The organism is Desulfolithobacter sp. (assembly GCF_054025815.1).
Genome location: NZ_JBPMMS010000034.1, coordinates 67,779 through 92,456, shown reverse-complemented (window position 1 = coordinate 92,456; position 24,678 = coordinate 67,779). Strand labels below are relative to the sequence as shown.

Below are 24,678 nucleotides of genomic sequence, written 5' to 3'. Positions count from 1 at the left end.
AAACCGTGAGCAGATAAATAAAAAAGGAGTTACAGTGAGCTCTGCAACTCCTTTTATGCGTCAAAATGGTGCCGAGACCAGGATTCGAACCAGGGACACACGGATTTTCAGTCCGTTGCTCTACCTACTGAGCTATCTCGGCACCCGAGCTTAAATTGATATTATATATCAAACTACCGTGCATCTTGTCAACATCTTTTTCACGTTTTTTCCCTCGTGAGAAGATCGCCAAGGTCGACATCAAAATCATCCAGGGCTGTGCCGGTTTTCACTGCCGGTCCGGCCACGATGTCTCCGTCCTGGCCCGAGGGCGGCAGCGGTGGCGGAGCGCCAAGATCCAGGCCATCGACCTGCAAATCCTCAAGGTTTCCGCTCCCTCCAGCCCCGGGAGCAACGGCCTCTTCAGCTTCCACACCAACCGTTTCGTCCAGGACCAGAGCTTCTTCCTCCTCTTCCCCGGTCGGCGGTGCCAGGTCGGAAAGATCAAGCCCACTGAAATCCAGCGACGGCCCTTCGTCACCACCCCCGGATGGGACCTCTTTATCCAGGGAGGGCTCCTTTTCCGCGCCAAGTTCTAACGCAGATTCTTCCTCAAAATCAAGGGAAATCTCATCAAAAAGTCCCTCGCCGATCTCGGTGTCCAACTGCAGAGCCTCTTCGCTCTCTTCCATGGTAAAGACGATTTCTGAATCTTTATCTTTGTCGTCATCCGCACCAGGACCATCCTCCACGTCATCCAGGACAAAATCAATGTCTTCGGACGAGTCTTCAAAGACCAGCTCGTCCTGCCCGGAGACTTCCTCGCCCCCGGAAACATCCGGCGATTCCTCAAAATCGGTCCGTAAAAAGAGAGGAGCATCCACCTGATAGATGGTCCCGTCAAGCTCAGCAGACACCTCGCTGATATCCCGCCCGCACTTGACGCATGTTTCGAGGTGGTCAAAAGAGATAAAGCCGCATTTCGGACAACGCATAGTTCAATTCCGCCTGTCTGTTCAAATTACTGTTTCCCCGAACTGAAGGGCAAAAAATGTTACAAGCTGTTGTATTATCGCACAGAGCCGGCACAAAAATCAAGGCGGATTTAAAACGACAAAAATCCGGACGAACAACGTCGTCAGACAGCAACAGGGCCGGCGGACAATCTACCGGTTTCGCACGACAATATAGCGGGCAAGAGCCCTGAGCGGCTCGGCAGGCTCCCCCAAACCATCCACGGCTTCCAGGGCCCGCTCCACGGCCTCGCTGGCAAGCTGCCGGGTCCTCTCCACTCCGAAAAAGGAGGGATAAGTGGCCTTGCCGCGCTCGGCGTCACTGCCGGCCGCCTTGCCGAGCTGTTCGGTGGTGGAGAGCACGTTGAGCAGGTCGTCGACGATTTGAAAGGCCAGGCCGATGTTGTTGCCGTACACTCCCAGCGCCTGCAGCTGATCTTCCGTCGCACCCGCCACCAGGGCACCGGCCTGCACCGAAGCGGTTATCAGTGCACCGGTCTTGCTGCGGTGAATGGTTTTGAGGTCATCAAATTCGATGTCCCGGCCCTCAAAGGCGATATCCAGGGCCTGCCCTCCCACCATGCCGAGCGGGCCCGCCGCCCGGGCAATAGTGTGGATAACCCGCATTCTGCCCACCGGGTCCTGGCCTCCTGCCGACGGACGACTCAGCAGCTCGAAGGCAAAAGTCAAAAGGCCGTCCCCGGCAAGAATAGCCTGCGCTTCACCAAAAACCATGTGATTGGTGGGCTTACCCCGGCGCAAGGCATCGTCATCCATGGCAGGCAGGTCATCATGAATCAGGGAATAGGTGTGGATACACTCCAGGGCACAGGCCACCGGCAAGAGCTGATCATCAAGGGAATCATCACCATGGATGGTCCGGCCGGCAGCAAGGCAGAGAATGGGACGGACCCGCTTGCCGCCAACGAACAGACTGTAGCGCATGGCTGCCACGTGATCCTTGAAAGCTCCCTCGGCCCGAAGCATGAATTCTTCCAGGGCTTGCTCAACCAGCCTGCGCTGGGACTGAAGATACTTCTTGATATCCACCGCTCACCTCGCAAAAAAATGAAAAAGGTTCTCTTATGGGCCGCAAGGATACTCTTTTCTCTTTTCCTTTTCAAAAGCAAATATTATCATTGATGCCCTGCATCATACAGGGCCCTGCCCCCCTGTCCGCAGCCCTTGCACAAGGGGCTTTCCGGCCCCGAAAAGTCGAACAGAGGCATAAAATCCCGGTCCCGGACACCCTATAACCCGTTGGGAGTTTCCATGAACGTACTGCTTGCCAAGCCGCGCGGATTCTGCGCCGGAGTCAAACGGGCCATAGCCATAGTGGAAAAAGCGCTGGAGACGTACGGTGCGCCGATCTATGTGCTCCACGAAATTGTCCACAACACCACAGTGGTCAACAATCTGCGGGAAAAGGGGGTCGTCTTCGTGGAACAACTCGAGGAGGCACCCGCAAACTCGGTACTCATCTTCAGCGCCCATGGTGTGGCCAGGGCCGTGGAGGACCGGGCCAAAAGGCTGGGCCTGCGAACCATCAATGCCACCTGTCCGCTTGTGACCAGGGTGCATCGGCGCGTGGCTCTGCTCAACAAGATCGGCTACGACGTCCTGGTGATCGGCCACCGCGGACATCCCGAAGTGGAAGGCACATGCGGACGGGCCAGCGGAGCAGTGCACGTGGTCTCCTGCCCCGAAGATGTTGCCGCCCTTACCGTTGCCGACGACAACCGGGTCGGGTATGTCACTCAAACCACCCTGTCCATGGACGATGCCAGCGAGGTTCTGACCGCCATCAAAGCCCGGTTCCCGAAAATTGACCAGCCAGAGCGGACCGACATCTGCTACGCCACCCAGAACCGGCAGAACGCGGTCCGGAAACTGTGTGAAGAGGTCGACCTGTTGCTGGTTGTAGGCTCAAAAAATTCCTCCAACTCCAACCGGCTCCGTGAGGTAGGCGAACACCGCAACATCTCGTCCCACCTGATAGACAATGCCTCGGAGATAGATCCAGCCTGGCTGCAGGGAGTGACAACCATCGGAGTGACTGCCGGTGCCTCGGCCCCGGAATCACTGGTCAAGGAGGTGCTTGACCGTCTTCGTGCCCTGGGCGCCGTCTCCATCCGGGAGATGGAGGGCGCTGACGAAACCATCCAGTTTCAACTGGCCTGCCCGGAACTTGGCGAACTGTAACCCGCACCGCCGGCCACATAACAGCGCACCACCTGCTCAGCCGCCCGGGACAGATACTCCCTGGCCCCGGCCATGGCCTGCACCAGGGTCACCGGCCCGGGACAGATGGAAAAGACAGCGCTGATCCCTGACTCGTACAACCCGCCAAGCTCCTCGCCCACGGACCCGGCCAACGCGATACAGGGTATCCCCCGCCTTGCTGCCGCCCGGGCCACCCCGGCCGGCGCCTTCCCGCTGGCGGTCTGGAAATCAACCTGCCCCTCGCCGGTCAGCACCAGGTCTGCCCCCTGGAGATGCTTTTCCAGCTCCACGAGATCCAGAACAAACTCGGCACCCCGCCGCATCCTGGCCCCGAGGAAGGCGTACAAACCGCCCCCCAGACCACCGGCAGCCCCGGCACCGGGCAGATTACAGACATCGACGCCCAAATCTGCCGCGATCACGCGGGCCAGGTTGACCAACCCCTCATCAAGCAGCTCAACCTGTGCGGGCGTCGCCCCTTTCTGGGGTGCGTATACCCGGGCGGCCCCATTATCTCCACAGAGCGGATTATCCACATCACAGACCGCCTCGATCTCAACATCCCGCAGCCGGGGATCCATACCCGAGATATCGATATGACAAATCGATCCCAGGGCCAGGCCGACAGGCTCAACCTCCTGTCCCTTCCCGTCAAGAAACCGTACCCCCAGAGCGCTGGCCATGCCGATGCCACCGTCACTGGTGGCACTGCCGCCGATGCCGACCACCACCCGCGACACGCCAAGATCCAGGGCAGCGCGGATCAACTCACCGGTACCGAACGTAGTGGTCTGACAGGGATCACGCTGCTCCGGAGGGACCAGGGCCAGGCCGCTTGCCAGGGCCATCTCGATAACCGCCACCCCTTTGTCTTCCACATGACAGAAACAGGCCTCCACCGGGGTAAAAAGGGGGCCGGTCACAGTCTTGCAAACCAGTTGTCCTCCCAGGGCACCGTGCACCACCTCAACCAGACCGTCACCTCCATCGGCCACCGGGACCTCCACCACCTGGGCCCCGGGAAATGCCCGACGCACCCCCACGGCCATGGCCGCGGCCACCCCGGGGGCGGAAAGAGATTCCTTAAACTCATTGGGCGCAATGACGATTTTCATTTTCCACCTGCAGGCCAGAAAAAAAAGAGGGCCGGCACCTCTGACGAGATACCGGCCCTTGAAGATCTGGTGCCGAAGGCCGGAGTCGAACCGGCACGGACGAGGTCCACTGCCCCCTCAAGACAGCGTGTCTACCAATTCCACCACTTCGGCAACCTGAATCTGTTTTCACCCTTTTCTATTGTTCGGTCGCTGTGTTCTCCGATACAGGCTTGTCAGCCGACGGCATGGTCGCCGGGGCTTCACTGTTTTTCTGCTGCCCACCAGCCGGCATGGGTATGGTGGCCGGCTCACTGGGCACTGTTGCCTGCGGCACCGCAACAGGGACCTGCACCTCTTTCATCACCGTACCGGTGCTCTTGTTGGCTGAAATGTAGGCCAGAGATATCGAGGTACCCATAAACACGATAGCCGCAAGAGTGGTTATCTTGTTCAAGAGCGGCACCGGCCCTTCAGTACCGAAAAGGCTCTGGCTCGAACCACCGAAAGTGGCCCCCACATCCGCCCCCTTGCCGTGCTGCAACAGCACAATCACAATCAGGAACAGCGAAACCAGAACATGAATGATAATTAAAAGTGTTGTCATATAAAATAAATAATCCGAGCAAACGATTCGGATTTGAGTGCTGCGCCGCCCACCAGCGCGCCGTCTATATCGGGCTCGGCCATGAGACTGTCCACGTTCTCTGGCTTAACCGAGCCACCATACAATATTCTAATTTGCTGAGCAAGGTTTTTCTCATAAAGATTCGCAACAACACTCCTGACGAACCGATGGGCTTCCTGGGCCTGCTCCTTGCTCGCGGTCTTGCCGGTACCGATGGCCCAGACAGGCTCGTAGGCAATGACCACCCGACCCATGTCTCCGACCTCCACGCCGGCAAGCCCGGACCGGACCTGCTGCTCCAGGATCTGCATGGTAATCCCGTCTTCCCGCTCCTCCAGGGTCTCCCCCACACAGAGGATCGGAATCAGCCCGAACCTGAGTGCCCCGCACAACCGCCTGTTGATCAGATCATCGGTTTCCCCGAAGATATGACGCCGCTCGGAGTGACCAACGATAACCAGGCTGACACCAAACTCCCTGAGCATCACCGGTGAAACTTCACCGGTGAATGCGCCCTGCTCCTCCCAGGCAACGTTCTGGGCCCCCAGTTGAACCGGTGACTCGGCCAGAACTTCCGCCACCGCAGGCAAAAGGGTAAAGGCAGGGGCAATCATCACATCCCGGTCAACCACACCCGAGGCTGCACTGGCGACGGTCCGGGCCAGGGCAACGGCCTGGTCCGAGGTCAGGTGCATCTTCCAGTTACCGGCAATCAAAGGTCTCCGTTCCATTTCGTCCTCCTCAGTTTTCCTGCCCCTCTTCCAGAACAGCCACTCCGGGCAGCTCCCTCCCCTCCATCAGCATGAGAAATGCACCGCCGCCAGTGGACATATAGGAAATATTGTCAGCCTCGCCGAACTTTTTCACCGCCGCGTTGGAGTCCCCGCCACCTGTGATACTCAAGGCATGGGAGGAGCCGACAGTATGAGCCAGGGCCATGGTGCCGCGGGCAAAGGCATCCATCTCGAAAGCGCCCATGGGTCCATTCCAGACAATGGTCTTTGCGTCTGCCAGGGCTTCGTCAAAACAGATCACAGAAGCAGGACCGATATCAAGGGCCATCCAGCCAGGCGGAATGTCCTGGATGGTGACCTGTTTGGTCACGGCATCGGGAGCAAAGCCATCAGCGGCGATGACATCCACCGGCAGGTACACCTTGACCCCTTTCTCCCGGGCCCGGGTAAGCAGTTTTCGGGCCTCATCCAGAAGCTCATCCTCCACCCTGGAAGCACCCACATCGTACCCCAGGCTTTTGAGGAAGGTATTGGCCATGGCTCCACCGATCAGCATCCGATCCACTTTGGCCAGCATGCTGGTCAGGGCGCCGAGTTTGCTCGACACCTTGGCGCCGCCGACAATGGCCACCAGGGGCCGGATCGGCTCATCCATGGAGCGGTGGAAATAATCGAGCTCCTTTTTGAGCAGAAAACCTGCTCCCTTGCTGGAGCACAACTTTGGTACCCCGACCACCGAGGCATGGGCCCGGTGGGAGACCGCAAAGGCATCGTTAACATAAACATCGGCCAGGGAAGCCAACCGGCGAGCGAAGTCCGGATCGTTTTCCTGCTCGCCCGGATGATAGCGCAGGTTTTCCAGCAGGGCCAGCTCCCCATCAGCCATGGCACGGACCACCGCCTCGGCCTCGGCTCCGACACAGTCCCGAGCAAAAGCGACATCGCGCCCGACAAGACGGCCAAGATGGGCGGCCACCGGGGCCAGGGAGTACTCGTCCACCCGCTGGCCTTTTGGCCGGCCGAGATGAGAACAGAGGATCACCCGGGCCCCCTGCTCCAAAGCGTACTCAATGGTGGGCAAGGCCATGCGGATCCTGATATCATCGGTTATTTCTCCCTGGGTGCCCATGGGCACATTGAAATCCACCCGGACAAGTACCCGTTTTCCAGCAATGTCCAGATCCCGAATTGTCTTCACAACCCCCTCCTTGCTCTGCAAAATAAAATCATCCGTCCCGGAGCTCCAGGCCCAGAATCAGGGCATCATCAATGGGCTGGCGGTAATAGCCCGGACGCCGGCCGACCTCGACAAAACCCTCTTTGGCATAGAACCGCAAGGCGATACTGTTCGCGCTCCGCACCTCCAGCAGGCAGGAGGCAACACCATGGCTCCATAACAGAGCGATCCCTGCCCGCAGAAGGGCGCGACCGGTACCCAGACGCCGATTCCGGTCGCGAACCCCGATCCGCAAGAGTTCGGCTTCGGGACCACAGAACCGAAAAAAAACATACCCCGCCAGCTGACCTTCCATTTCAAACACCAGCTGGAACCCGTTCGCCTCCCGCAGCTCGGTCTCGACAAGAGCGCGGGACCAGGGCGCGTCCATCACAGATTCCTCAATATCAACGACCGGCGCCACATCTCCGGTCCGCATAGGCCGAACACTCACACCATACTCTGGGCCACGGACACGGTCAGCTCTCCGAGCATGTTGGTATAACTGCCAAGCTCATTATCATACCAGCCGTAGATGACAGCCTGGGTTACCGGCACCTCGAGAACCGGCGGCACCTGCCCTGACTCGAAATTGCACGATTTCACATGCTCAAGATTTACGGAAATAGAAGCGGTCCGGGTATGGGTCTCGGTGGCTTCGATGACCGCTGCTGCCTCGGGAATACCTATGATATCCGACGAAACATTCTGCTCCTCGGAATACTCAAGATAGGGGGAACGGGCAGCAAAATCCCTGTAGATGGAGTTGATCATCTCCCTGTTGACCGGGTTTTCCAGCTCATCCTGGAGATTCAACACCAGAACGATCAGGGAGCCGGTGGTAGTGGGTATGCGCACTGACTCGGCGATAAAGCCAATGGACTTCATCTCCGGGATAACCAGGGCCAGGGCCTTGGCCGCGCCGGTGGTGGTCAGAATGATATTATTGAGAATAGAACGGTTTTTGCGCAGGTCCGTGGCCCCGGAGGAAGCCAACCGATCCAGGACCTGCTGGCTGCCGGTTGCGGCATGCACGGTCACCATGGAAGCGGACAGCATCCGGTCGGCACCGAACTGATCCATGAGCGGTTTGATCATGTAGGAAAGACAGGTGGTGGTACACGATGCAGCGGAGATAACACTGTGTTTGGCCGGATCATAGTCGTCGTCATTGATACCCATGATCGTGGTGACCGCATCGTCGGGCATGTCGATCCCTTTGGATTTTATCTTGAACGGTGCCGAGACCAGCACCTTTTCCGCCCCGGCCTGCAGGTGACCCCGGACCGAACCACGGGGATCGTCGGCATCGGCGGTGGGATCCTTGAACACTCCTGTGGTATCGACCACCAACCGGACATCATTCTCCTGCCATTTGATATCACGGGGATTACGTGCCTCGCGCAGCACGGTGACCGGAACCCCGTTCACTGTCATGGTGCCGGCGGCTTCATCGAGGTTTTCAACAACCCGACCGCCCCGGTGACCGTGCAGGTACATGGACAGCCGACCGTAGGTGGAATCGCGCTCAATGGCCGTGGCGATATCCTGCATCCCCTGGCCCACACCCCGGCCCAGGTTGACCACGATTTCCGAAAAAAACTTACGGGAAACATGATGCCACAGCGAAAGCTTACCGATCCTGCCAAGGCCATTGATTCCAAGTTTCATAGTGTCCTTTCTCCTTTACTGGTATAAACTGGTATAATGTTCTCCTGAGCGGAACGACCCGGCTCAAAAAATTTCTGAAAACAAAAAACAGCTCCCGGCCCATGATACGGCAGGATTACCCTGCACTCCGTGGCACCTGTACCGGTCCCCAAGCTGCCAGTGAACATACCGCAGAGCCTGACCTGCGGTCAAGCCGTTCCATGGGCCAAAAGGGCAGTTTTTCATAGTATTTGTTGCACCACAGGGAAAATCAGCAATGCAGCTTTCCAAAACCAGACAAACCGCCACCCTGATCAAACGCTATAAACGCTTCCTTGCCGACGTACTTCTGGAAGACGGCAGCGAGCTCACGGTTCACTGTCCCAACTCCGGATCCATGCGCGGCTGCTCAACACCGGGCAGCCCGGTGATCATTTCCGACTCCGGCAATCCCCGGAGGAAATACCGCTGGACCCTGGAGATGGTCCGGGAAAACGAAATCTGGATCGGTGTCAACACCAACCTGACCAACAAACTGGTTCACGAGGCCCTGCGTACCGGAGTGATCGATGATTTTGGCCAGGTCCAGACCATCTCTCCGGAAGTCAGGGTCTCGGATCGAAGCCGGCTGGATTTCGTCCTTGAGAGCGATGCGGGCCAGGTATATCTTGAAGTCAAAAACTGCTCCCTGGTGGAAAACGGCAGAGCCATGTTTCCAGACGCGGTCACCGCCAGAGGCACAAAGCACCTGGAAGAGCTGGCTCTTCTGCGCCGAAACGGCGCCCAGGCAGCAGTCCTCTTCTGTGTCCAGCGGGCGGACGGGACCTGGTTCTCTCCGGCCGAAGAGATAGATCCCCTCTATGCCGACACGCTGCGCAGGGTAAGTAATCAGGGTGTCCGCACCCTGGCCTACCGGGCTGAAGTTCTGCCAAACCAGGTAACGATCACCGAGAAAATTCCCTGCCTGATTGCCCCGCGGGAATAGCTCTTTCCCGGTGAGCGGGTACAGCCAGCCCAAAATAGCGGAGAACACCCTGAACCAGGAAAGTCAGAATTATCCCTGCCTTCAAAACTCTGCCGGAGCCGCAGTCAAGTGCAGACTCCGGGCACAGGCCCGCTGATTGCTGTTCGGCATGGAAATGAATATGGGGCAGCGGCGGCGTACAGCAGCAGGTCGAGCATTGGCCGTACCCGCTGCAACGCAGCAGATCGGATTTTTTGCAACGCCATCAAGCAATGACGTCTATCATCAATCCGGGAAACCGTCACTCAGTGATGGCCAGCTCAAAGGTGACCCGCCCTCCTACCATGGTAAGTATGGCCCGGCCCTGCAGCCGCCAGTCAAGAAACGGTGAGTTGCGGCTCTTTGAAACAACCATATCCTCAGTATAGTCAAAGGAAAGCTCGGGATCGATCACCGTGACATCGGCCGGTTCTCCGGGAGAAAGCGAGCCGCCCGGCACACCGAGGATGCTGGCGGGACGAACGGACATGCACTGTACCAGGCCGACGGGATCCAGGATCCCGTCCCGCACCAGGGCAAGGGACAGCGGGAGGGAGGTCTCAAGGCCAATGATACCGTTGGCGGCCAGATCAAATTCCACCTCCTTTTCCAGCGTGGAATGGGGCGCATGGTCGGTGGCTATGGCGTCAAGCGTACCATCGGCCAGTCCGGCACAGATGGCCTGCCGGTCCTCTTCGGTGCGCAGGGGCGGATTCATCTTGGCGTTGGTGTTGTACCCTTCCACAGCCCCTTCGGTCAGGGTGAAGTAATGGGGCGCGGTCTCTGCGGTCACAGGAACTCCGCGCTCCTTGGCCCGCCGGATCAGGTCCACGCTCATGGCCGCGGAGACATGGGCAATATGGACCGGACAGCCGGTGTATTCGGCCAGGGCAATTTCCCGGTAGACCATGATAGACTCGGCCGCAGCGGGAATACCGCGCAGACCCAGACGGGTGGCAACCCTGCCCTCGTTCATTACCCCGTGCCGGCTGAGCGATGGTTCCTCGCTGTGAGAGATGACCGCCAGCCCGAAGTCACCGGCATATTCCAGGGCCCGCCGCATGAGCTGACTGTCCTGTACAGGCAAACCGTCATCCGAGACAGCGACCACTCCGGCATCCCGCATCTCGCCGAATTCAGCCAGGGCCTGGCCGCCGCTCTGCCTGGATACAGCGCCCACCGGATAAACCCGGGCAAATCCCTCCCGGGCCCGCTCCAGGATAAGGGCGGTCACAGCCCGACAGTCATTCACAGGCCGGGTATTTGGCATGCAGGCCACAGCAGTAAAACCACCGGCCGCGGCAGCACGGGTACCGGAAACGATATCTTCCTTGTACTCCTCACCCGGCTCCCGCAGATGCACATGGATATCGATAAGACCCGGCACCACCCAGCAGCCCGAAGCATCGATCTCCCGGGTACTGCCCGGCAGGTCCCGGGGTGATTCCACCAGCACGCCATCCCTGACAAACAGGTCACCGACCCGGTCGATACCGTTTACCGGGTCGATGATCCGGCCATTCCTGATGCGCCAATCATTGGCCATAATTTTTTCTCTGTTGTTTCATGGTTCATGATTTGACAGGGGCAAAACAGGGCACTTCACTGCCGGCCGGATCAGCTGTTTCCCATGACCAGATACAAAAGAGCCATCCGCACCGCAACCCCATTGGTAACCTGTTCCAGAATCACCGATCGCGGCCCGTCGGCCACGTCAGGCATCAATTCAATCCCGCGGTTGATCGGACCGGGATGCATGATGAGAGCATCGGACCGGGCCAGATCAGCCACCTCGCGCCTCACGCCATACTGCTGAGCATATTCCCGGAAAGACGGGATCAGAGGATCATTCTGCCGCTCCTTCTGGATACGCAGGGTCATCACCACATCGGCATCCCGCACAGCCTCTTCAAGGGAGGGGGCCACGGTGGCACCCAGGTGCTCGATATCCGGAGGCAGAAGGGTCGCCGGACCATAAACATGGACCTCTGACCCCATCTTGGAAAAACCGAGAATATCGGAATGGGCCACCCGACTGTGGAGAATATCGCCGATAATGGCAACCTTCAGCCCGTGAAGCCTGCCCTTATGCTCCCGTACGGTCATCAGGTCAAGCAATCCCTGGGAAGGATGTTCATGGGTGCCGTCCCCGGCATTGATCACGGCCGCATCCACATATTTGGTCAGCATGTGCGGTGCCCCGGAAAAACTGTGGCGAATGATAATGATGTCCGGATGCATGGCAGCGATATTTCGTGCCGTATCGATCAGGGACTCACCCTTGACAGCGCTGGAGGTAGAAGCGGAGATGTTGAAGGTATCGGCACTCATGCGTTTGGCCGCAACCTCGAAGGAGAGCCGGGTCCGGGTGGAGGGCTCGAAAAAGAGGTTGATGATGGTGTTGCCGCGCAGGGTGGGAACTTTCTTTATGGGACGGGCCGAAATCTCTTTGAACGATTCGGCGGTATCCAATATGTAATTGATATCATCGGGAGAGAGATGATTGATGCCAAGGACATGCCGATGTGAAAAGAAATAGCCGGTGCTCATGTGTGTGCAGGAGCCGTAATGTGCTTAATGTACGATATCTCCCAACCGGTCCCAGCGGATGGAGGTGAACCTGTCTGTAGACAACAGCGGTTTCCGGACATCCCAGGACCAGTAGATGATAAAGGCCTTGCCCAGGACCACGGACAGGTCCACATAGCCCCAGAATCGACTGTCAAAGGAGTTGTCCCGGTTGTCGCCCATGACAAAGATCTTGCCCGGGGGCACTGTGACCGGTCCAAAATTATCACGCGGACTCACTGATGCCGGGAGAATGTTTGGATCGGTATGGATAGCGTACTTGTCCGGAGAGAGCCTGTTGTTGACATAGACTTTTTTATCGCGAACCTGGATTGTATCACCGCCCACGGCAATAACCCGCTTGATGTAGTCCAGCTTGGGATCGCGGGGAAACTTGAAGACAATGATATCACCGCGCCGGGGCGTCTTGATGGGGACGATAACCTTTCCGGTTACAGGGACCTTTATGCCGTAGATGAACTTATTGACCAGAATATGATCCCCGATCTGCAGGGTCGGCAACATGGAGCCGGAAGGAATCTTGAAAGCCTGAACGACAAAAGTTCGGATAAAAAGAGCGAGGATAAGGGCAAATATTATAGCCTCGGCATACTCGCGAACAACGGACTTCTTCCTGTTTTTTTTCAGATATGCCACAGAAATTTCCGGAAATAAGAAAAGGTAAAAACGCCAAGTGTCAGAAAACTACCCGAATCCACAGCTAGTTTCAAGGAGGTTTTCTTCTTCCACTCCCTGCCGTTCTGGCCAGTCAATACAAAATAAGCCACCAATCCACAAAAAAACACAACATATAGTATAAAAGGAGAATCATGTGCCATATCCATTTGTTTTTCCACAGTTAAAAAGTTCAATTTCTTTTACGCAGCGCTTGACAAAGGTTTTCATTTGTGACCAGAATACAAACAGACGTTGAATTTTATGGTGTTATCTCTGTTTTTTACCCTTCGCACCCAGCCGGATTTTCTCCGCCAGGTGAGGCAAAGGAACAATACCGTATGGCAAAAAAAGAGAAACTCATCACTGGTGTCGACATAGGGTCCCACGCGGTCAAGGTGTGTCAACTCGAAAGGGCCGGGGAGTCCTATCGGCTGGTTGCCCTTGGCTGCGGCGCCCTGCCTCCCGGTGCCGTGGAGGATGGCACCCTGCAGGATCCCGAAGTGGTAGGCAGAGTCCTCCGTTCCCTTATCAACAACCTGAAGATCAAGAACAGCAAGGTGGGCATCTCCATTTCCGGCTATTCGGTCATCGTAAAAAAAATCCAGTTGGAGGTTATGGACGAGGAAGAACTGACCGAATACATCATGAGCGAGGCCGAGCAGTACATTCCCTTTGATATCGAGGATGTCTACCTGGATTTCCAGGACCTGCACACGGCCTCCGAGGAGAACGAGCGCACCGATGTCATGCTGGTGGCGGCCAAGAAAGATGTCATCGACGACTACCTGGGTATGCTTCAGGAGCAGAAACTTCAACCCGTCCTGGTAGACGTGGATGGCTTTGCCCTGGAAAACATCTGGCATATCTCATCGTCCAGCACGGAAAATGTGGGTCTGGTGGATATCGGAGCCGCCAAGATGAACATCAACATCATCTCTGACGGAGCCTCTGTTCTGGCCCGGGACATCGCGGTGGGCAGCGAGCAGCTGACCGACCAGATAGCCCATGCCCTGGGCATCGACTACAACGAGGCGGAAAAAATCAAGCTGGGCCTCGCCCCGGCCGGAGAACGGGAGCGGGAGATAAGTGATATCTTCACCCAGACCTGCACCCAGTGGGTCCTGGAGATAAAAAAAGCCATTGATCTTTACCTGTCCAACCGGCCGGACCAGCCGCTTTCCCGCCTGGTTCTCAGTGGTGGCGGTTCCAAAGTGGCTGGGCTCAAAAAATTCATCAGCCGGGAAACCGGGCTCGAAACCATCCAGTTCAATCCCTTTGTCAACATGAACGTAAACAAGAAGAAGATCGACCAGAAATATCTTGACAAGGTTGCACCGGAAATGGCCATTGCAGCCGGCCTGGCGATACGCCCGGCTCAGTTCTGAGTGGTACGCACATGGTCTATATCAACCTTCTGCCAGTACGGGAGATAAAACAGCGAATCAGGGCCAAACGGCAGCTTGTCGCCATTGGCATCTCATTCTTCATTTTCCTTGTTATCCTCGGCGTTGCCGGATACATGCAGGCCACAAAGGTGGAACGGCTTGGCAAGGAAATAAGCGCGCTGAAAAAAGAAAAACAGCGCTACGACAAGATAAACCGTCAGATCAAGCAGCTGGAAAAAGACCGGCAGGTCATTGAAAAACAGATTGCAATCATCAGGCAACTGAAAAAAAACTCTTCCCTGACGGTCCACATCCTCGACGAAATAGCCAACATCACCCCCACAGATCGCATGTGGCTGACGTCGCTGTCCCAGACGGGCAACAGCCTCCAGATAGCCGGCATGGCCCTTGATAACCGTACCATTGCCAAATACATGGAAGACCTTAAAAAATCACCTTATATCAAGTCGGTCAACCTGGTCAGCAGCTCCCTGAGAGCCTATGCGGGGCGTAACCTGAAATCATTTTCTCTTTCCTGCAGTGTAGGGGTTCCTGAAAAGGTCAAAGAGAAAAATCCGGCTGAAAAAAATTAACACAGTCTGCTCATGACCTCCTTAAGCGCCACGTCGAAACTGGATATCTTTATCGACGAAAAATACCTGCCCCTGAGTAAAAAGGTCAAACTCGGCATCATTGCGGCCCTGTTTATTCTGCCGCTGTTGCTGTTCTACTTTCTCATGTTTATGCCCGGCCAGGACAAGATAGAAAAACTCAACCGCCAGAAAACCGCCCTGCAAACAGAGATTCGCAAGGCAAAAAAAGCAGCAGCGAGCCTGCCCCGCTACAAGAGAGAAATGGAGGAGCTCAAAAGGAAGTTCGAAGAAATAGCCGTGGTCCTGCCCAAAAAAAAGGAAATACCCGAACTGCTCAGAAACATCTCTGATCTTGGCAAATCTGCCGGGCTGGACTTTCTCTCCTTTAAACCGGGCAAGGAAACACCACGGGATTTTTACGCCGAGATCCCCATTGATATCTCCATCAGGGGTCCGTACCACAATCTGGGCCATTTCCTGGACCGGGTGAGCAAGCTGAATCGGCTGGTCACTGTCAACAACATCAAGATGGGCTCTCCCAAGCGTGAGGGAGGCGAGATGCTGCTCAACTCCACCTGCCGCCTTCTGACCTACCGTTTTACCGGTCAACAGGTGCAGAATAACAACAAAAAGAACAAGAAAAAAAGAAGGAAACGGTAGCAACGCATGACTTGCGAACGGATAAGATACCTGGGGCCCGAAACCGATGCCGACCGGCCCGGAGCCAGGACTCCACGGCGCGGTGTCTTTGGACCCCGTCGCTGTCCTGCCCGACCGGATCCAGGATGCGGCAGGCCAATTCTCACCGTGGCGGCCATCATGGCTCTGTGGTTCAGCCTGGCCGGCCCCTGTGTCCAGTCCGCCACGGCTCTGGCAACCGATCCTCAGGCTGAAGGCAGGGAAGCGACAAACCAGGGATCAAAATCAATGACAGACGATACCGCATTCGAGTACAGACTCGAGGGGCGCCCCGATCCCTTTGTGCCTTTTATAACTGATAAAGCTACCACAACCAAAGTCAACCCCGACGAAATAGTCGAGGAAAACGTTGAACTTACCGGCATGCGCCTGTTCGAGCCCGGTCAGCTGAAACTTGTGGCCGTTCTTGTCTCTGGCGGAGAGAAGATCGCCATGGTGGAAGATGTGACCGGTAAAGGTTACATCCTGAAAAACGGCACCCCCATTGGCCGACGCGGTGTTGTCAGTGATATCCAGGAGGAGCAGGTGATCATCACCGAAACCGCCCGGACCAGGTCCGGCAAAGTGATTCAGAATACCGTGGTCATGCGTTTGAACAAAGAGGGAGATAACTAAATCATGTTGTATCTTTTCCCGTGCCCAAGCAGATGTCGAGTCCACCGGCTCACTGTCTTCCTTCTTGCCCTCCTCTTGATATCGGGACTGGCGGAATGGAACGTGGCTCTGGCCGGGACCGCCAAGGCCTACCAGATATCAGCAATCAAGGCAAGCCGGAGTGACACTGGTCTGGATCTGCGGATTCAGGGGACACAGCAACCTGCCTATACGGTCTACGAACTCTTCAATCCACCGCGGATCGTGGTCGATATCGCCGAAGCAGAGCTCCCAAAGGACAGAATCCTGCTGCCTGAAAACACAGGAATAAACCTGCAGACAAAAACAGTGGATGGCTCCGGCGTTGCCCTGTTACGGCTTGAATTCACCCTTCCTTCTCCCAGGTCCTTCACCACCAGAAGCGAAGGCAACGATATTATACTTTCCATAGACGAGAAAAATGCCCGTCCGCAAACGACAGCATCAAACGGTTCCGGAATGGCAACGATCGTGGAAGATATCCAGGTGGAGACCACAGGAGACCTGACCAGGGTGGTTCTCAAAGCCAACGGCAAACTGAGAGGCTATCGGAGCGGCGTGCTCGACAAAACAGGATCTTCGCCCCCCCGACTCTACCTGGACCTGGACAATGTCCGGGGTGACACCCTGCTCAAGGAACAGGAGATAGGCACGGCCCTGGCCCGAGTCCGGGTTGCCAGAAGGGGCAGCGGATTGCGCGTGGTGCTGGATGCCAGCGGCAGCAGTCTGTTTCCCTTTGAAATAAAGGAACGGGACAACGGGCTGGAAATCGTCATCAGAGAAGAGACGGGATCGGATCAGATTTCAAGCCTCATCGGCCAGAAACAGCTGATCGAACAGGAACTGCCGCAGGTGGATCCACTCAATGTTGCCAGCTTGTCCAGGACGGCGAAAAAGAAAGCGGCCCAAACCATGCAGGACAACTTCTCTTTTGCAGGCTACAAGAAAGAACGGATCACCGTTGATTTCTACAAAATCGATCTGCACAATGTTTTCCGGCTGCTGCGGGAAGTCAGCGGGAAAAACATTGTGGTCGACGAATCGGTTTCCGGCTCCCTGACCCTGGCCCTCAACGACGTTCCCTGGGATTTTGCACTGGACATCATCCTCCAGCTTAAGAACCTGCAGAAAGTAGAACGGTTCAACACCATTGTCATCCTGCCCAAGGAAAAGGCTTTTGCCTGGCCTGAACGGGCCGAGGACAACCTGAGTTTCGAGGCCGATGAAAAGTTGACCGCCCAGGAAGCCATTGTCATCCAGCAACGGGAAAACATCCCCGAGCGGATCATCGAGGCCCGCCAGATCATTGCCAGGGCGCGCCAGGCAGAGACAGCGGAAAACTATGAAACCGCGGTCCAGTCCTACACCGAGGCCCTCAAAAAGTGGCCTGAAAATAGTCGGTTGGCCAACAAGATAGCATCACTTTTCCTCGTTCAGCTGCGCCAGAATGCCAAAGCAGTCTTTTATGCCAAAAAAGCTCTGGACGCCGATCCGACCTATACCTCCGCGGCCCTGAATGCAGCCATAGCATTGGCCAACATGAAGATGTACAGTGAGGCCCTGCAGTACTTTGACCAGAGTGTCAGTGTACCCAGGCCATCGGCCGAGGCTCTGCTGAGTTATGCCGTCTTCAGCGAAGAACAGCAGGAATACGCGGCAGCCCTCAAACTGCTGCGCAAACATGACCGATTGTATGGCGGAACCCTGAACTCCATGGTTGCCGAGGCCAGAGTTCTTGACAAGATGGGAAAACGGGAGGCGGCTACCGAAAAATATCGTGCCATTCTGCTGTCTGGCTACCGGGTGCCACCGGATCTGAAGAAATACATTGCCGCTCGAGTGGCTCTCGACCGGCCCATGTGACATGGGATCAAGACACCTGACCGAGGATTAGTCCATGAAAGTGCATACCAGAAAAATCTTCTCTACCTGGCTGTGTTGCATAGCCCTGCTTTATCTTGTGAGTGGCTGCACCACGGTTGACACCAGCGCAACATCGAAACCGGACCAGGCCCCGACGCCGAAAATCGTCAAAAAAGAAATGACGGCGCCGACCCAGTTACCGGTGCGTTTCCAGCGACCTTCATTCGTTATCGAACAGGAGACAGCCGACGTCCTGGCCGAGGATTCAGCCGATTACGCCATCAAGGTGGGAGCCAATATCAACTCCACCCGGGGTCCGCAGCCGCTGTGGGACATCCTCAAGCGACTGGCCAACCTCAAGGGCATGAGCGTCTCCTGGGCCAGTGACGTGGACCAGAACGTCAAGGTCGATGTCAATATCAGTGCTGATGACGATTACTTCAAGGCCATTGACAACCTGCTGCGCCAGGTTGATTACTTTCACGAAGTCCATGACAACACGATTATTGTCAAATACAAGGAGACCAAACGGTTTCATCTTTCCATTCCCTATATGAAGGGAAGCTACACCACGACAGTGGGCGGTAATTTCCTCACCAACCGCAATGCAGCCACCGGAACCGAGGGCACGGTCAAAATCACAAGCGATGACAACACGTTTGACGTCTGGGAAAACATTCAGGCCAACCTGGACACCATCATGCAGCAGTGGCAGATCAACCAAGTGACTCCAGCGGCCACCACCGATACCGTGGAAGCTCCGCCCGAGGGCGAGCAGCAGCCTGAAAACGAGGCACCGATGGACCTCGCCACCCGCAGCGTGACATCCGGCGAGGCCTATTACACCATTGACAGAAACGTCGGCCTGATCACGGTGACCGCGCCTCGCACGGTACTCGAGAAGGTGGAAAACTACCTGAGCTCACTGAAAAAAGAGCTGTATCGTCAAGTCATCATCGAAGCCAAGATCATCGAGGTCTATCTCCAGGACAACTCCAAGGTAGGGATCGACTGGAATCAGGTACTCAAAAGTTTTCCGGTCACCGGCCAGATCACCTTTGGTGATGCCACTGGCCAGATTTATCCCGCCACCACCAGTTTTGTCAGCAAGGTGGCCCTTTCACCGGTCAACTTTACGACCATGCTCAACGCCCTGAACGAACAGGGTGATGCGCACGTGCTTTCCAATCCCAAAATCACCGTCCTCAACGGTCAGCCGGCCCTTATCAGTGTAGGAAAGGACATCACCTACCTCAAAAGCGTCAGCAAGGACATAGATAACGATGCAGGTACCATCACCTATACGGCCGAGACCGATAACATCGTCGAAGGCATCTCGCTGGGCGTTGTCGCCACCATCCTTGACGACGACTCCGTTATCCTTCACCTGACCCCGATTACCACCGATCTGATCGACGATACGATCCAGTACGAGGTCTTCGGCAACGAGGGGCTCAAGGTGGGTGTTCCCAAGGTGGGAGTCCGGCAGATGTCGACCATGGTCCAGGTCGACAACGGCGAAATGCTGATCATTGGCGGGCTCATCGACAAGGTGAAGCGAAGCAACGAGGAATTCGCCCCGGTTGTCGGAGATATTCCGATCTTGAAATACCTTTTTGGATATGAAGAAAAAATTTTCGAGAGAAGAGAACTGGTCATTCTGCTTACGCCAAAGATCATATGAGTTTTCACAGGAGAATAGGAATGAATATCTTCCGCTGTCTTTTTGTCGCTATCCTGGCCCTTGCCCTTGGGGGCTGCGGTCAGACGGTACAGCAATCGCTTAAGCAGCCTCTGGTCAAAAAGAGTCTTGCCGGAGCGGAAAAAAAGGTCGTGATCCTGCCGTTTGCCGACTACTCCAGGTCCGACAATCTGGAAACCAGCTACCGCCGCAACCTGCTGATCACCGAGAATCTCACCGACGAACTGGTGAGCAACAGTTTCAGCCTGCCGATCCAGGAAGACGTGTTCCGTTACCTGGCTGAACACAAGATAATCAACGTGATCGACTACGGAGCCAGCAAGACCTCGCTGCTTGAAGAGGAGCTCAAGGGCGACTGGAGCGAGGCAATGAAGAATGAATTCCGTCATTACATCAGGACGGCACGGGAGAGCGGACGTCAGGGCGAAGCACTGACCAGCCCGGGGACCCACGGCTTGACCCAGCAGGAAATCGTCAAGATAGGCCGTCATTTCGGCGCCGATTACATCATCCGTGGCCGGATCCTCGAATACAAAGATCGTCAGGATCCCTCCTGGGAGCCCTGGAAAAAGGGCGTACTCACCTTTGTCACCGGGATAACAAGCAAAATCGCCTTTGGCCAGGCAAGCACAGAGGCCTACGACAGGGTGGGCTCCATGTCGGCGGGCGCACTCTATGGCTCCCTGGCTGGTAACAACCTCAACACACCCTGGGACACCGACAAGCCGGATCAGACCATTTTCGGCATCACCGGAGGCTCGGATGCCAACTCGATTTTCTGGGGTGTTATCGGCACGGGTGCCGGGACTCTCACCCACAACAGCGGCCGTATTCCCCAGGCTGTCGTTCAGCTGAGGATCTGGGTCCAGGATGCCTATACCGGCGATGTAGTATGGACGAACCGGGTGGATGTCAGGGTCTCTCCTGAAAGCGTGCTCGCCGATTACCAGTATGATGCCCTGTTCGAGCAGGCCACGGAACGGGCCATCACCACCCTGATTGACAACTTTGTCGCGACCGGTCTCTGAGCACAAAATCAGGCGCCCCTGCTGCAAACAAAAAAAGCTCCTGCAGATCACACTGCAGGAGCTTTTTCTTTTTCCGACCGATTTTCTCCGGAACAAATCCGGAGGGCCGCCTACTGCTGCTCACCCTTTTGCTGCTGACTGTTTTCGTACAGGGCGACAAAGTTGATCGGTTCCATGAGAAAAGGCATGAACCCGCCATCCACGGCCAGCTGGCTGACGATCTGCCGGGTAAAGGGAAAGAGCATGAGCGGACAGTCCACAGCCAAAACCCGCTCCACGTGCTCGGCAGGAATATTTTTCATCAGAAAGACCCCGGCGTGTTCGATCTCGACCACGAACATCACCGTATCATCATTGCCCTGGTCCACGATCTTGGCGGTAATGGCAATGGACATCTCCCAGTGGTCGTCATCGATCTTCTGGTTATTGAGCTGCAGGTTGAACTCCACCTTGGGCTGCTGGTTTTTCATCAGGAAAATCCCGGGAGCATTGGGATTCTCAAAAGAGAGATCCTTGATATACATCTTCTGCAGCCGGAATACCGGCATGGTCTGCTGAGCGTCGTTCTGATCTGTCATAATAGTCTTTCCTTCATGTGATGTATTGTTATGGGCCCCCGCGGGCCTTCATGCTGATCAGGTGCATATGTACCTCAATACCGCCAAAGACGCAACCGCTGCTCAGGCGGCCAGGGTCTGTTTCAAAAACCGGCCGGTATAGGAAGCGGGACAGGCGGCTACCTCTTCGGGCGTGCCGGCTACGACCACCTCTCCACCGCCATCCCCTCCTTCCGGACCGATATCGATGATATAATCTGCGGTTTTGATCACATCGAGGTTATGCTCGATGACCACCACCGTGTTGCCACTGTCCACCAGCCGGCCGAGAACGTGAAGCAAATGAAGGATATCGGCCGGATGGAGTCCGGTGGTGGGCTCGTCCAGGATATAGAGAGTCCGTCCGGTCGAACGGCGGCTGAGCTCCCTGGCCAGTTTGACCCGTTGGGCTTCTCCACCCGAAAGGGTCACCGACGACTGCCCCAAAGTGATGTAACCAAGGCCCACGTCGAAAACCGTCTGGAGCCGGTTCTTTATCGGCGGAATATTTTGAAAAAAATCCAAGGCCTCTTCCACTGTCATGGCCAGGATATCGGCGATGTTTTTGCCCCGGTAGCGAATTTCCAGGGTCTCCTGATTGTAGCGCCTCCCTTGGCAACGCTCGCAGGTCACATAGATGTCGGGGAGAAAATGCATGGCAATCCGAATCACCCCGTCTCCCTCGCAGGTCTCGCATCGCCCTCCTTTGAGGTTGAAGCTGAAACGGCCGGGCTTGTAGCCCCTGGCCCGGGACTCGGGCAGCCTGGCCAGCAGTTCCCGGATCGGCGAGAGAACCCCGGTATAGGTCGCCGGATTGGATCGGGGTGTCCGGCCGATGGGACTCTGGTCTATATCGATCACCTTGTCGATATGCTCAAGCCCCGCCACCGTGCCGATACCCGGTGTCTGGCGGCCGGCCTGGAAAAACTGGTGCGCCTGTCGATACAGGGTCTCGATAACCAGCGAACTCTTACCCGAACCAGACACCCCGGTGACACAGGTCATAACCCCGAGGGGGAAACGCACGGTCAGATTTTTGAGATTGTTGACCGAAACGTTTTTGACGATCAAATTGTATTTCTTCGTCTTGCGGACCTTTCTGCGTTTCGCGGGCACCGGAATTTCCATCCGCCCGGAGAGGTAACCTCCGGTCAGGGATCTCTCACAGTCCAGCAGTCCGGGAACCGGCCCGGAATAAATGATCTCGCCGCCATGAACTCCGGCCCCGGGCCCGATATCGAGCACATGGTCGGCAGTGGCGATGGTATCGGTATCATGCTCGACCACAATCACCGTGTTACCGAGATCGCGCAGATCAAGCAGGGTCTTGATAAGCTTGTTGTTATCACGCTGGTGCAACCCGATGCTCGGCTCATCGAGGATGTAGAGGACCCCGGCCAGACGGGAGCCGATCTGGGAGGCCAGGCGAATACGCTGAGCTTCGCCCCCGGACAGGGTTCCGGTCTTGCGATCAAGGGAAAGATATCCCAGGCCGACCCCCTGGAGAAAAGAAAGCCGCTCCCGGACCTCTTTGAGGATGGGGCCGGCGATCATCTTTTCTCTCTGACCGAACTCAAGTTCATCCAACTCGCCAAGCAACTGGTCGATCGGCATTCTTGTCAGATCGATAATGGACCATGGTCCTATCCGGGCGGCCAGGGCCTCCGGCCTGAGCCGGGCCCCATGACACCCTGGACAGGGCTGCTCGTTCATGAAGCGGCTCACCTCTTCACGGACCCGGGAGGAAGATGTCTCGCGAAAGAGCCTGTCCATGCGCGGGATGATGCCCTCAAAGGGAATGCTGGAGACAAGATGCCGGCGGCCCCGGGTATGGACAAAATCGATCCTGGTCCGGCCGGTGCCGTAAAGAACTGCCCTGCGCACATCCTCCGGTAATTTTTTGAACGGGGTGTCCGGATCAAAGCCAAAATGATCAGCCAGGGCCTGAATCCAGTGTCTGGCATGGGTGGCGAGCTTGCGACGGTTCCAGGGTGCCACCGCGCCCCGGGCCAAACTGAGATCCGGATCCGGTACCACCAGTTGCTCGTCAAAGAACTGCTTGACCCCGAGCCCGCCGCATTCAGGGCAGGCCCCCTGAGGATTGTTGAACGAAAAGAGCTGGGTGGACAGTTCGGGGACGGAAATACCGCAGTTGTGGCAGGCCGCAGACTCGCTGAACAACACCTCCTCGCCGGAATCGGGGAACAGAACCAGCATGGTACCGTCGGTAAGTCGCACCGCCGTGGTGACCGACTCCTCCAGCCGCCGCCTTACGCCCTGCTTCAGAACCAGACGGTCCACCACCACCTCGACGGAGTGATGCCGGTTCTTGTCCAGATTGACAGGGTCGGCCAGGGAGACGATATCCCCGTCCACCCGGACCCGGACAAATCCATCCTTACGCAGGCGGGCAAAAAGCTGTTCATGCTGCCCCTTACGGCGACTGACCAGAGGGGCCAGCAGGATCACCTTGGTCCCTGCGGGTCGGGCCAGCAGAGACAGGACCATATCCTCCACCGACTGGGAACGGATGGGCCGGTCACAGCGCGGGCAGTGGGGCTGACCGGCGCGGGCAAAAAGCAGCCGCAGATGGTCGTAGATCTCGGTCACCGTACCCACGGTGGAACGCGGGTTCTTACTGGTGGTCTTCTGCTCGATGGAAACAGCCGGCGACAAGCCCTCCAGCAAGTCCACCTCCGGCTTGTCCATCTGGCCAAGGAACTGCCGGGCATACGTGGACAGTGATTCCACATACCGGCGCTGGCCTTCGGCATAAAGGGTATCAAAGGCCAGGGTGGACTTACCCGAACCGGACAGACCAGTGAAAACCACCAGCCGATTTCGAGGCAGGTCCACCGAGATATTCTTCAGGTTGTGCATCCGCGCGCCACGGATACGGATATATTTTGGTTCCATGGGTTTTCAGAAACAAAAAAGCGGCCTTACGGGTTACCGGCCGGTCAGGAGACGCCAAACTGGTTATGGTCAATTTTCAGGCACCGGTCCATGATGACGGTCAAACCGGCCTCTCCGGCCAGAGTCGCAGCCTCCTGATTGACGACCCCCTGCTGCATCCAGACGGTGCGGGCCCCGATCTCAATGGCCTGCTCGACGATGGGGATCACATCTTCGGACCGACGGAAGATGTCCACCAGCTCCACCTTGTCCGGGATCGATAAAAGGTCCGGGTAGCACCGCTGGCCTAGAATTTCTTCCTGTCCCGGATTCACAGGGATAATCCGGTATCCGACCTTTTGCAGGTAGAGGGCCACTCGATGGGAGGGGCGGGACGGTTTGGGAGAGAGGCCGACCACGGCGATGGTTTTCGTCTCTTTGAGGATACGGCGAATGGTTTCCACCGGTACAAGTTGCATCATTGTCCGCTCTCCAGAA

At 56.6% G+C, this 24,678-nt stretch carries 23 protein-coding genes and 2 tRNA genes; 9 read left to right on the top strand and 16 right to left on the bottom strand.

The genetic code is table 11. The annotated features are described in order from the left end of the window. Positions 1-66 precede the first annotated feature (66 nt). The 3 genes from ACXJJY_RS08600 to ACXJJY_RS08590 all read right to left on the bottom strand — a co-directional run bounded on the left by ACXJJY_RS08600 (position 67) and on the right by ACXJJY_RS08590 (position 2,042). Positions 67-142 (bottom strand) — tRNA-Phe (locus ACXJJY_RS08600). A gap of 58 nt (positions 143-200) precedes the next feature. Next, positions 201-974, bottom strand: a complete 774-nt coding sequence (locus ACXJJY_RS08595; protein ID WP_456386995.1) for a hypothetical protein — start codon at positions 972-974, stop codon at positions 201-203. Between the two features lie 171 nt (positions 975-1,145). Further along, the gene (locus ACXJJY_RS08590; protein ID WP_456386993.1) at positions 1,146-2,042 is read right to left on the bottom strand and encodes a polyprenyl synthetase family protein; all 897 of its coding nucleotides are present in this window, start codon (positions 2,040-2,042) and stop codon (positions 1,146-1,148) included. 222 nt (positions 2,043-2,264) lie between these two features. Here ACXJJY_RS08590 and ispH point away from each other — a divergent pair, with 222 nt between their 5' ends. Beyond that, positions 2,265-3,194, top strand: a complete 930-nt coding sequence (ispH, locus tag ACXJJY_RS08585; RefSeq protein ID WP_456386992.1) for a 4-hydroxy-3-methylbut-2-enyl diphosphate reductase — start codon at positions 2,265-2,267, stop codon at positions 3,192-3,194. On the opposite strand, the gene ACXJJY_RS08580 is transcribed toward ispH, so the two are convergent. The 7 genes from ACXJJY_RS08580 to ACXJJY_RS08550 form a co-directional block, all read right to left on the bottom strand. Further along, on the bottom strand, positions 3,161-4,330 hold the full coding sequence (locus ACXJJY_RS08580; RefSeq protein ID WP_456386991.1) for a glycerate kinase: 1,170 nt from the start codon (positions 4,328-4,330) through the stop codon (positions 3,161-3,163). The genes ispH and ACXJJY_RS08580 overlap by 34 nt on opposite strands. A gap of 67 nt (positions 4,331-4,397) precedes the next feature. Then, positions 4,398-4,483, bottom strand: a tRNA-Leu gene (locus ACXJJY_RS08575). Between the two features lie 25 nt (positions 4,484-4,508). Continuing rightward, positions 4,509-4,916, bottom strand: coding sequence for a preprotein translocase subunit SecG (gene secG, locus ACXJJY_RS08570; protein ID WP_456386989.1), 408 nt, complete (start codon positions 4,914-4,916; stop codon positions 4,509-4,511). Further along, positions 4,913-5,668: a triose-phosphate isomerase gene (gene tpiA, locus ACXJJY_RS08565; protein WP_456386988.1), complete on the bottom strand. Its 756-nt coding sequence runs from the start codon at positions 5,666-5,668 to the stop codon at positions 4,913-4,915. The genes secG and tpiA overlap by 4 nt, the downstream gene beginning before the upstream one ends. 10 nt (positions 5,669-5,678) lie before the next feature. Further along, positions 5,679-6,869 carry a phosphoglycerate kinase gene (locus ACXJJY_RS08560; RefSeq protein WP_456386987.1) on the bottom strand — a complete coding sequence of 397 codons (1,191 nt, stop codon included), beginning with the start codon at positions 6,867-6,869 and terminating at the stop codon, positions 5,679-5,681. Between the two features lie 28 nt (positions 6,870-6,897). Then, entirely contained in the window at positions 6,898-7,341 is a 444-nt protein-coding gene (rimI, locus tag ACXJJY_RS08555) for a ribosomal protein S18-alanine N-acetyltransferase (protein ID WP_456386986.1), read from the bottom strand. Further along, the gene (locus ACXJJY_RS08550; protein ID WP_456386985.1) at positions 7,338-8,558 is read right to left on the bottom strand and encodes a type I glyceraldehyde-3-phosphate dehydrogenase; all 1,221 of its coding nucleotides are present in this window, start codon (positions 8,556-8,558) and stop codon (positions 7,338-7,340) included. The genes rimI and ACXJJY_RS08550 overlap by 4 nt, the downstream gene beginning before the upstream one ends. A 256-nt stretch (positions 8,559-8,814) precedes the next feature. On the opposite strand from ACXJJY_RS08550, the gene sfsA reads away from it, so the two are divergent. Beyond that, positions 8,815-9,522 (top strand): DNA/RNA nuclease SfsA, encoded by a 708-nt coding sequence (sfsA, locus tag ACXJJY_RS08545; protein ID WP_456386984.1) that lies wholly within the window; start codon positions 8,815-8,817, stop codon positions 9,520-9,522. Between the two features lie 280 nt (positions 9,523-9,802). Here sfsA and ACXJJY_RS08540 read toward each other — a convergent pair whose 3' ends face one another. The 3 genes from ACXJJY_RS08540 to lepB form a co-directional block, all read right to left on the bottom strand. Continuing rightward, a complete protein-coding gene (locus tag ACXJJY_RS08540; protein ID WP_456386983.1) occupies positions 9,803-11,086 on the bottom strand; it encodes a dihydroorotase in 1,284 nt (427 codons plus the stop codon). 71 nt (positions 11,087-11,157) lie between these two features. Beyond that, positions 11,158-12,090: an aspartate carbamoyltransferase catalytic subunit gene (locus ACXJJY_RS08535; RefSeq protein WP_456386982.1), complete on the bottom strand. Its 933-nt coding sequence runs from the start codon at positions 12,088-12,090 to the stop codon at positions 11,158-11,160. Positions 12,091-12,114: 24 nt separating this feature from the next. After that, positions 12,115-12,756, bottom strand: coding sequence for a signal peptidase I (gene lepB, locus ACXJJY_RS08530; RefSeq protein ID WP_456387364.1), 642 nt, complete (start codon positions 12,754-12,756; stop codon positions 12,115-12,117). Positions 12,757-13,124: 368 nt separating this feature from the next. Here lepB and pilM point away from each other — a divergent pair, with 368 nt between their 5' ends. Genes pilM through ACXJJY_RS08495 form a run of 7 tightly spaced genes read left to right on the top strand, consistent with a single transcriptional unit; the run spans position 13,125 to position 20,689 of the window. After that, entirely contained in the window at positions 13,125-14,171 is a 1,047-nt protein-coding gene (gene pilM, locus ACXJJY_RS08525) for a type IV pilus biogenesis protein PilM (protein WP_456386981.1), read from the top strand. A gap of 11 nt (positions 14,172-14,182) precedes the next feature. Beyond that, on the top strand, positions 14,183-14,764 hold the full coding sequence (locus ACXJJY_RS08520) for a PilN domain-containing protein (RefSeq protein ID WP_456386980.1): 582 nt from the start codon (positions 14,183-14,185) through the stop codon (positions 14,762-14,764). Between the two features lie 12 nt (positions 14,765-14,776). Beyond that, a complete protein-coding gene (locus ACXJJY_RS08515; protein ID WP_456386979.1) occupies positions 14,777-15,424 on the top strand; it encodes a type IV pilus inner membrane component PilO in 648 nt (215 codons plus the stop codon). 6 nt (positions 15,425-15,430) lie between these two features. Then, positions 15,431-16,078 carry a pilus assembly protein PilP gene (locus tag ACXJJY_RS08510; protein ID WP_456386978.1) on the top strand — a complete coding sequence of 216 codons (648 nt, stop codon included), beginning with the start codon at positions 15,431-15,433 and terminating at the stop codon, positions 16,076-16,078. A gap of 3 nt (positions 16,079-16,081) precedes the next feature. After that, complete coding sequence (locus ACXJJY_RS08505) at positions 16,082-17,959, top strand: AMIN domain-containing protein (protein ID WP_456386977.1); 1,878 nt, start codon at positions 16,082-16,084, stop codon at positions 17,957-17,959. A gap of 34 nt (positions 17,960-17,993) precedes the next feature. Then, positions 17,994-19,643, top strand: coding sequence for a pilus (MSHA type) biogenesis protein MshL (gene mshL, locus ACXJJY_RS08500; protein WP_456386976.1), 1,650 nt, complete (start codon positions 17,994-17,996; stop codon positions 19,641-19,643). Between the two features lie 20 nt (positions 19,644-19,663). Next, a complete protein-coding gene (locus ACXJJY_RS08495; RefSeq protein ID WP_456386975.1) occupies positions 19,664-20,689 on the top strand; it encodes a hypothetical protein in 1,026 nt (341 codons plus the stop codon). Positions 20,690-20,799: 110 nt separating this feature from the next. Here ACXJJY_RS08495 and secB read toward each other — a convergent pair whose 3' ends face one another. From secB to ACXJJY_RS08480, 3 genes are all read right to left on the bottom strand, one after another. Next, on the bottom strand, positions 20,800-21,267 hold the full coding sequence (gene secB / locus ACXJJY_RS08490; RefSeq protein ID WP_456386974.1) for a protein-export chaperone SecB: 468 nt from the start codon (positions 21,265-21,267) through the stop codon (positions 20,800-20,802). A gap of 102 nt (positions 21,268-21,369) precedes the next feature. Next, the gene (uvrA, locus tag ACXJJY_RS08485; protein WP_456386973.1) at positions 21,370-24,201 is read right to left on the bottom strand and encodes an excinuclease ABC subunit UvrA; all 2,832 of its coding nucleotides are present in this window, start codon (positions 24,199-24,201) and stop codon (positions 21,370-21,372) included. A 44-nt stretch (positions 24,202-24,245) separates the two neighbouring features. Further along, a complete protein-coding gene (locus ACXJJY_RS08480) occupies positions 24,246-24,662 on the bottom strand; it encodes a CoA-binding protein (protein WP_456386972.1) in 417 nt (138 codons plus the stop codon). Positions 24,663-24,678: the final 16 nt, after the last annotated feature.

Excerpts from the sequence above, each read along its gene's own strand:
- ACXJJY_RS08595 (WP_456386995.1), bottom strand. The coding sequence starts at position 974 with ATGCGTTGTCCGAAATGCGGCTTTATCTCTTTTGACCACCTCGAAACA.
- ispH (WP_456386992.1), top strand. The coding sequence starts at position 2,265 with ATGAACGTACTGCTTGCCAAGCCGCGCGGATTCTGCGCCGGAGTCAAA.
- ACXJJY_RS08580 (WP_456386991.1), bottom strand. The coding sequence starts at position 4,330 with ATGAAAATCGTCATTGCGCCCAATGAGTTTAAGGAATCTCTTTCCGCC.
- secG (WP_456386989.1), bottom strand. The coding sequence starts at position 4,916 with ATGACAACACTTTTAATTATCATTCATGTTCTGGTTTCGCTGTTCCTG.
- tpiA (WP_456386988.1), bottom strand. The coding sequence starts at position 5,668 with ATGGAACGGAGACCTTTGATTGCCGGTAACTGGAAGATGCACCTGACC.
- ACXJJY_RS08550 (WP_456386985.1), bottom strand. The coding sequence starts at position 8,558 with ATGAAACTTGGAATCAATGGCCTTGGCAGGATCGGTAAGCTTTCGCTG.
- sfsA (WP_456386984.1), top strand. The coding sequence starts at position 8,815 with ATGCAGCTTTCCAAAACCAGACAAACCGCCACCCTGATCAAACGCTAT.
- ACXJJY_RS08540 (WP_456386983.1), bottom strand. The coding sequence starts at position 11,086 with ATGGCCAATGATTGGCGCATCAGGAATGGCCGGATCATCGACCCGGTA.
- ACXJJY_RS08535 (WP_456386982.1), bottom strand. The coding sequence starts at position 12,090 with ATGAGCACCGGCTATTTCTTTTCACATCGGCATGTCCTTGGCATCAAT.
- pilM (WP_456386981.1), top strand. The coding sequence starts at position 13,125 with ATGGCAAAAAAAGAGAAACTCATCACTGGTGTCGACATAGGGTCCCAC.
- ACXJJY_RS08520 (WP_456386980.1), top strand. The coding sequence starts at position 14,183 with ATGGTCTATATCAACCTTCTGCCAGTACGGGAGATAAAACAGCGAATC.
- ACXJJY_RS08515 (WP_456386979.1), top strand. The coding sequence starts at position 14,777 with ATGACCTCCTTAAGCGCCACGTCGAAACTGGATATCTTTATCGACGAA.
- ACXJJY_RS08510 (WP_456386978.1), top strand. The coding sequence starts at position 15,431 with ATGACTTGCGAACGGATAAGATACCTGGGGCCCGAAACCGATGCCGAC.
- ACXJJY_RS08505 (WP_456386977.1), top strand. The coding sequence starts at position 16,082 with ATGTTGTATCTTTTCCCGTGCCCAAGCAGATGTCGAGTCCACCGGCTC.
- mshL (WP_456386976.1), top strand. The coding sequence starts at position 17,994 with ATGAAAGTGCATACCAGAAAAATCTTCTCTACCTGGCTGTGTTGCATA.
- ACXJJY_RS08495 (WP_456386975.1), top strand. The coding sequence starts at position 19,664 with ATGAATATCTTCCGCTGTCTTTTTGTCGCTATCCTGGCCCTTGCCCTT.
- secB (WP_456386974.1), bottom strand. The coding sequence starts at position 21,267 with ATGACAGATCAGAACGACGCTCAGCAGACCATGCCGGTATTCCGGCTG.
- uvrA (WP_456386973.1), bottom strand. The coding sequence starts at position 24,201 with ATGGAACCAAAATATATCCGTATCCGTGGCGCGCGGATGCACAACCTG.
- ACXJJY_RS08480 (WP_456386972.1), bottom strand. The coding sequence starts at position 24,662 with ATGATGCAACTTGTACCGGTGGAAACCATTCGCCGTATCCTCAAAGAG.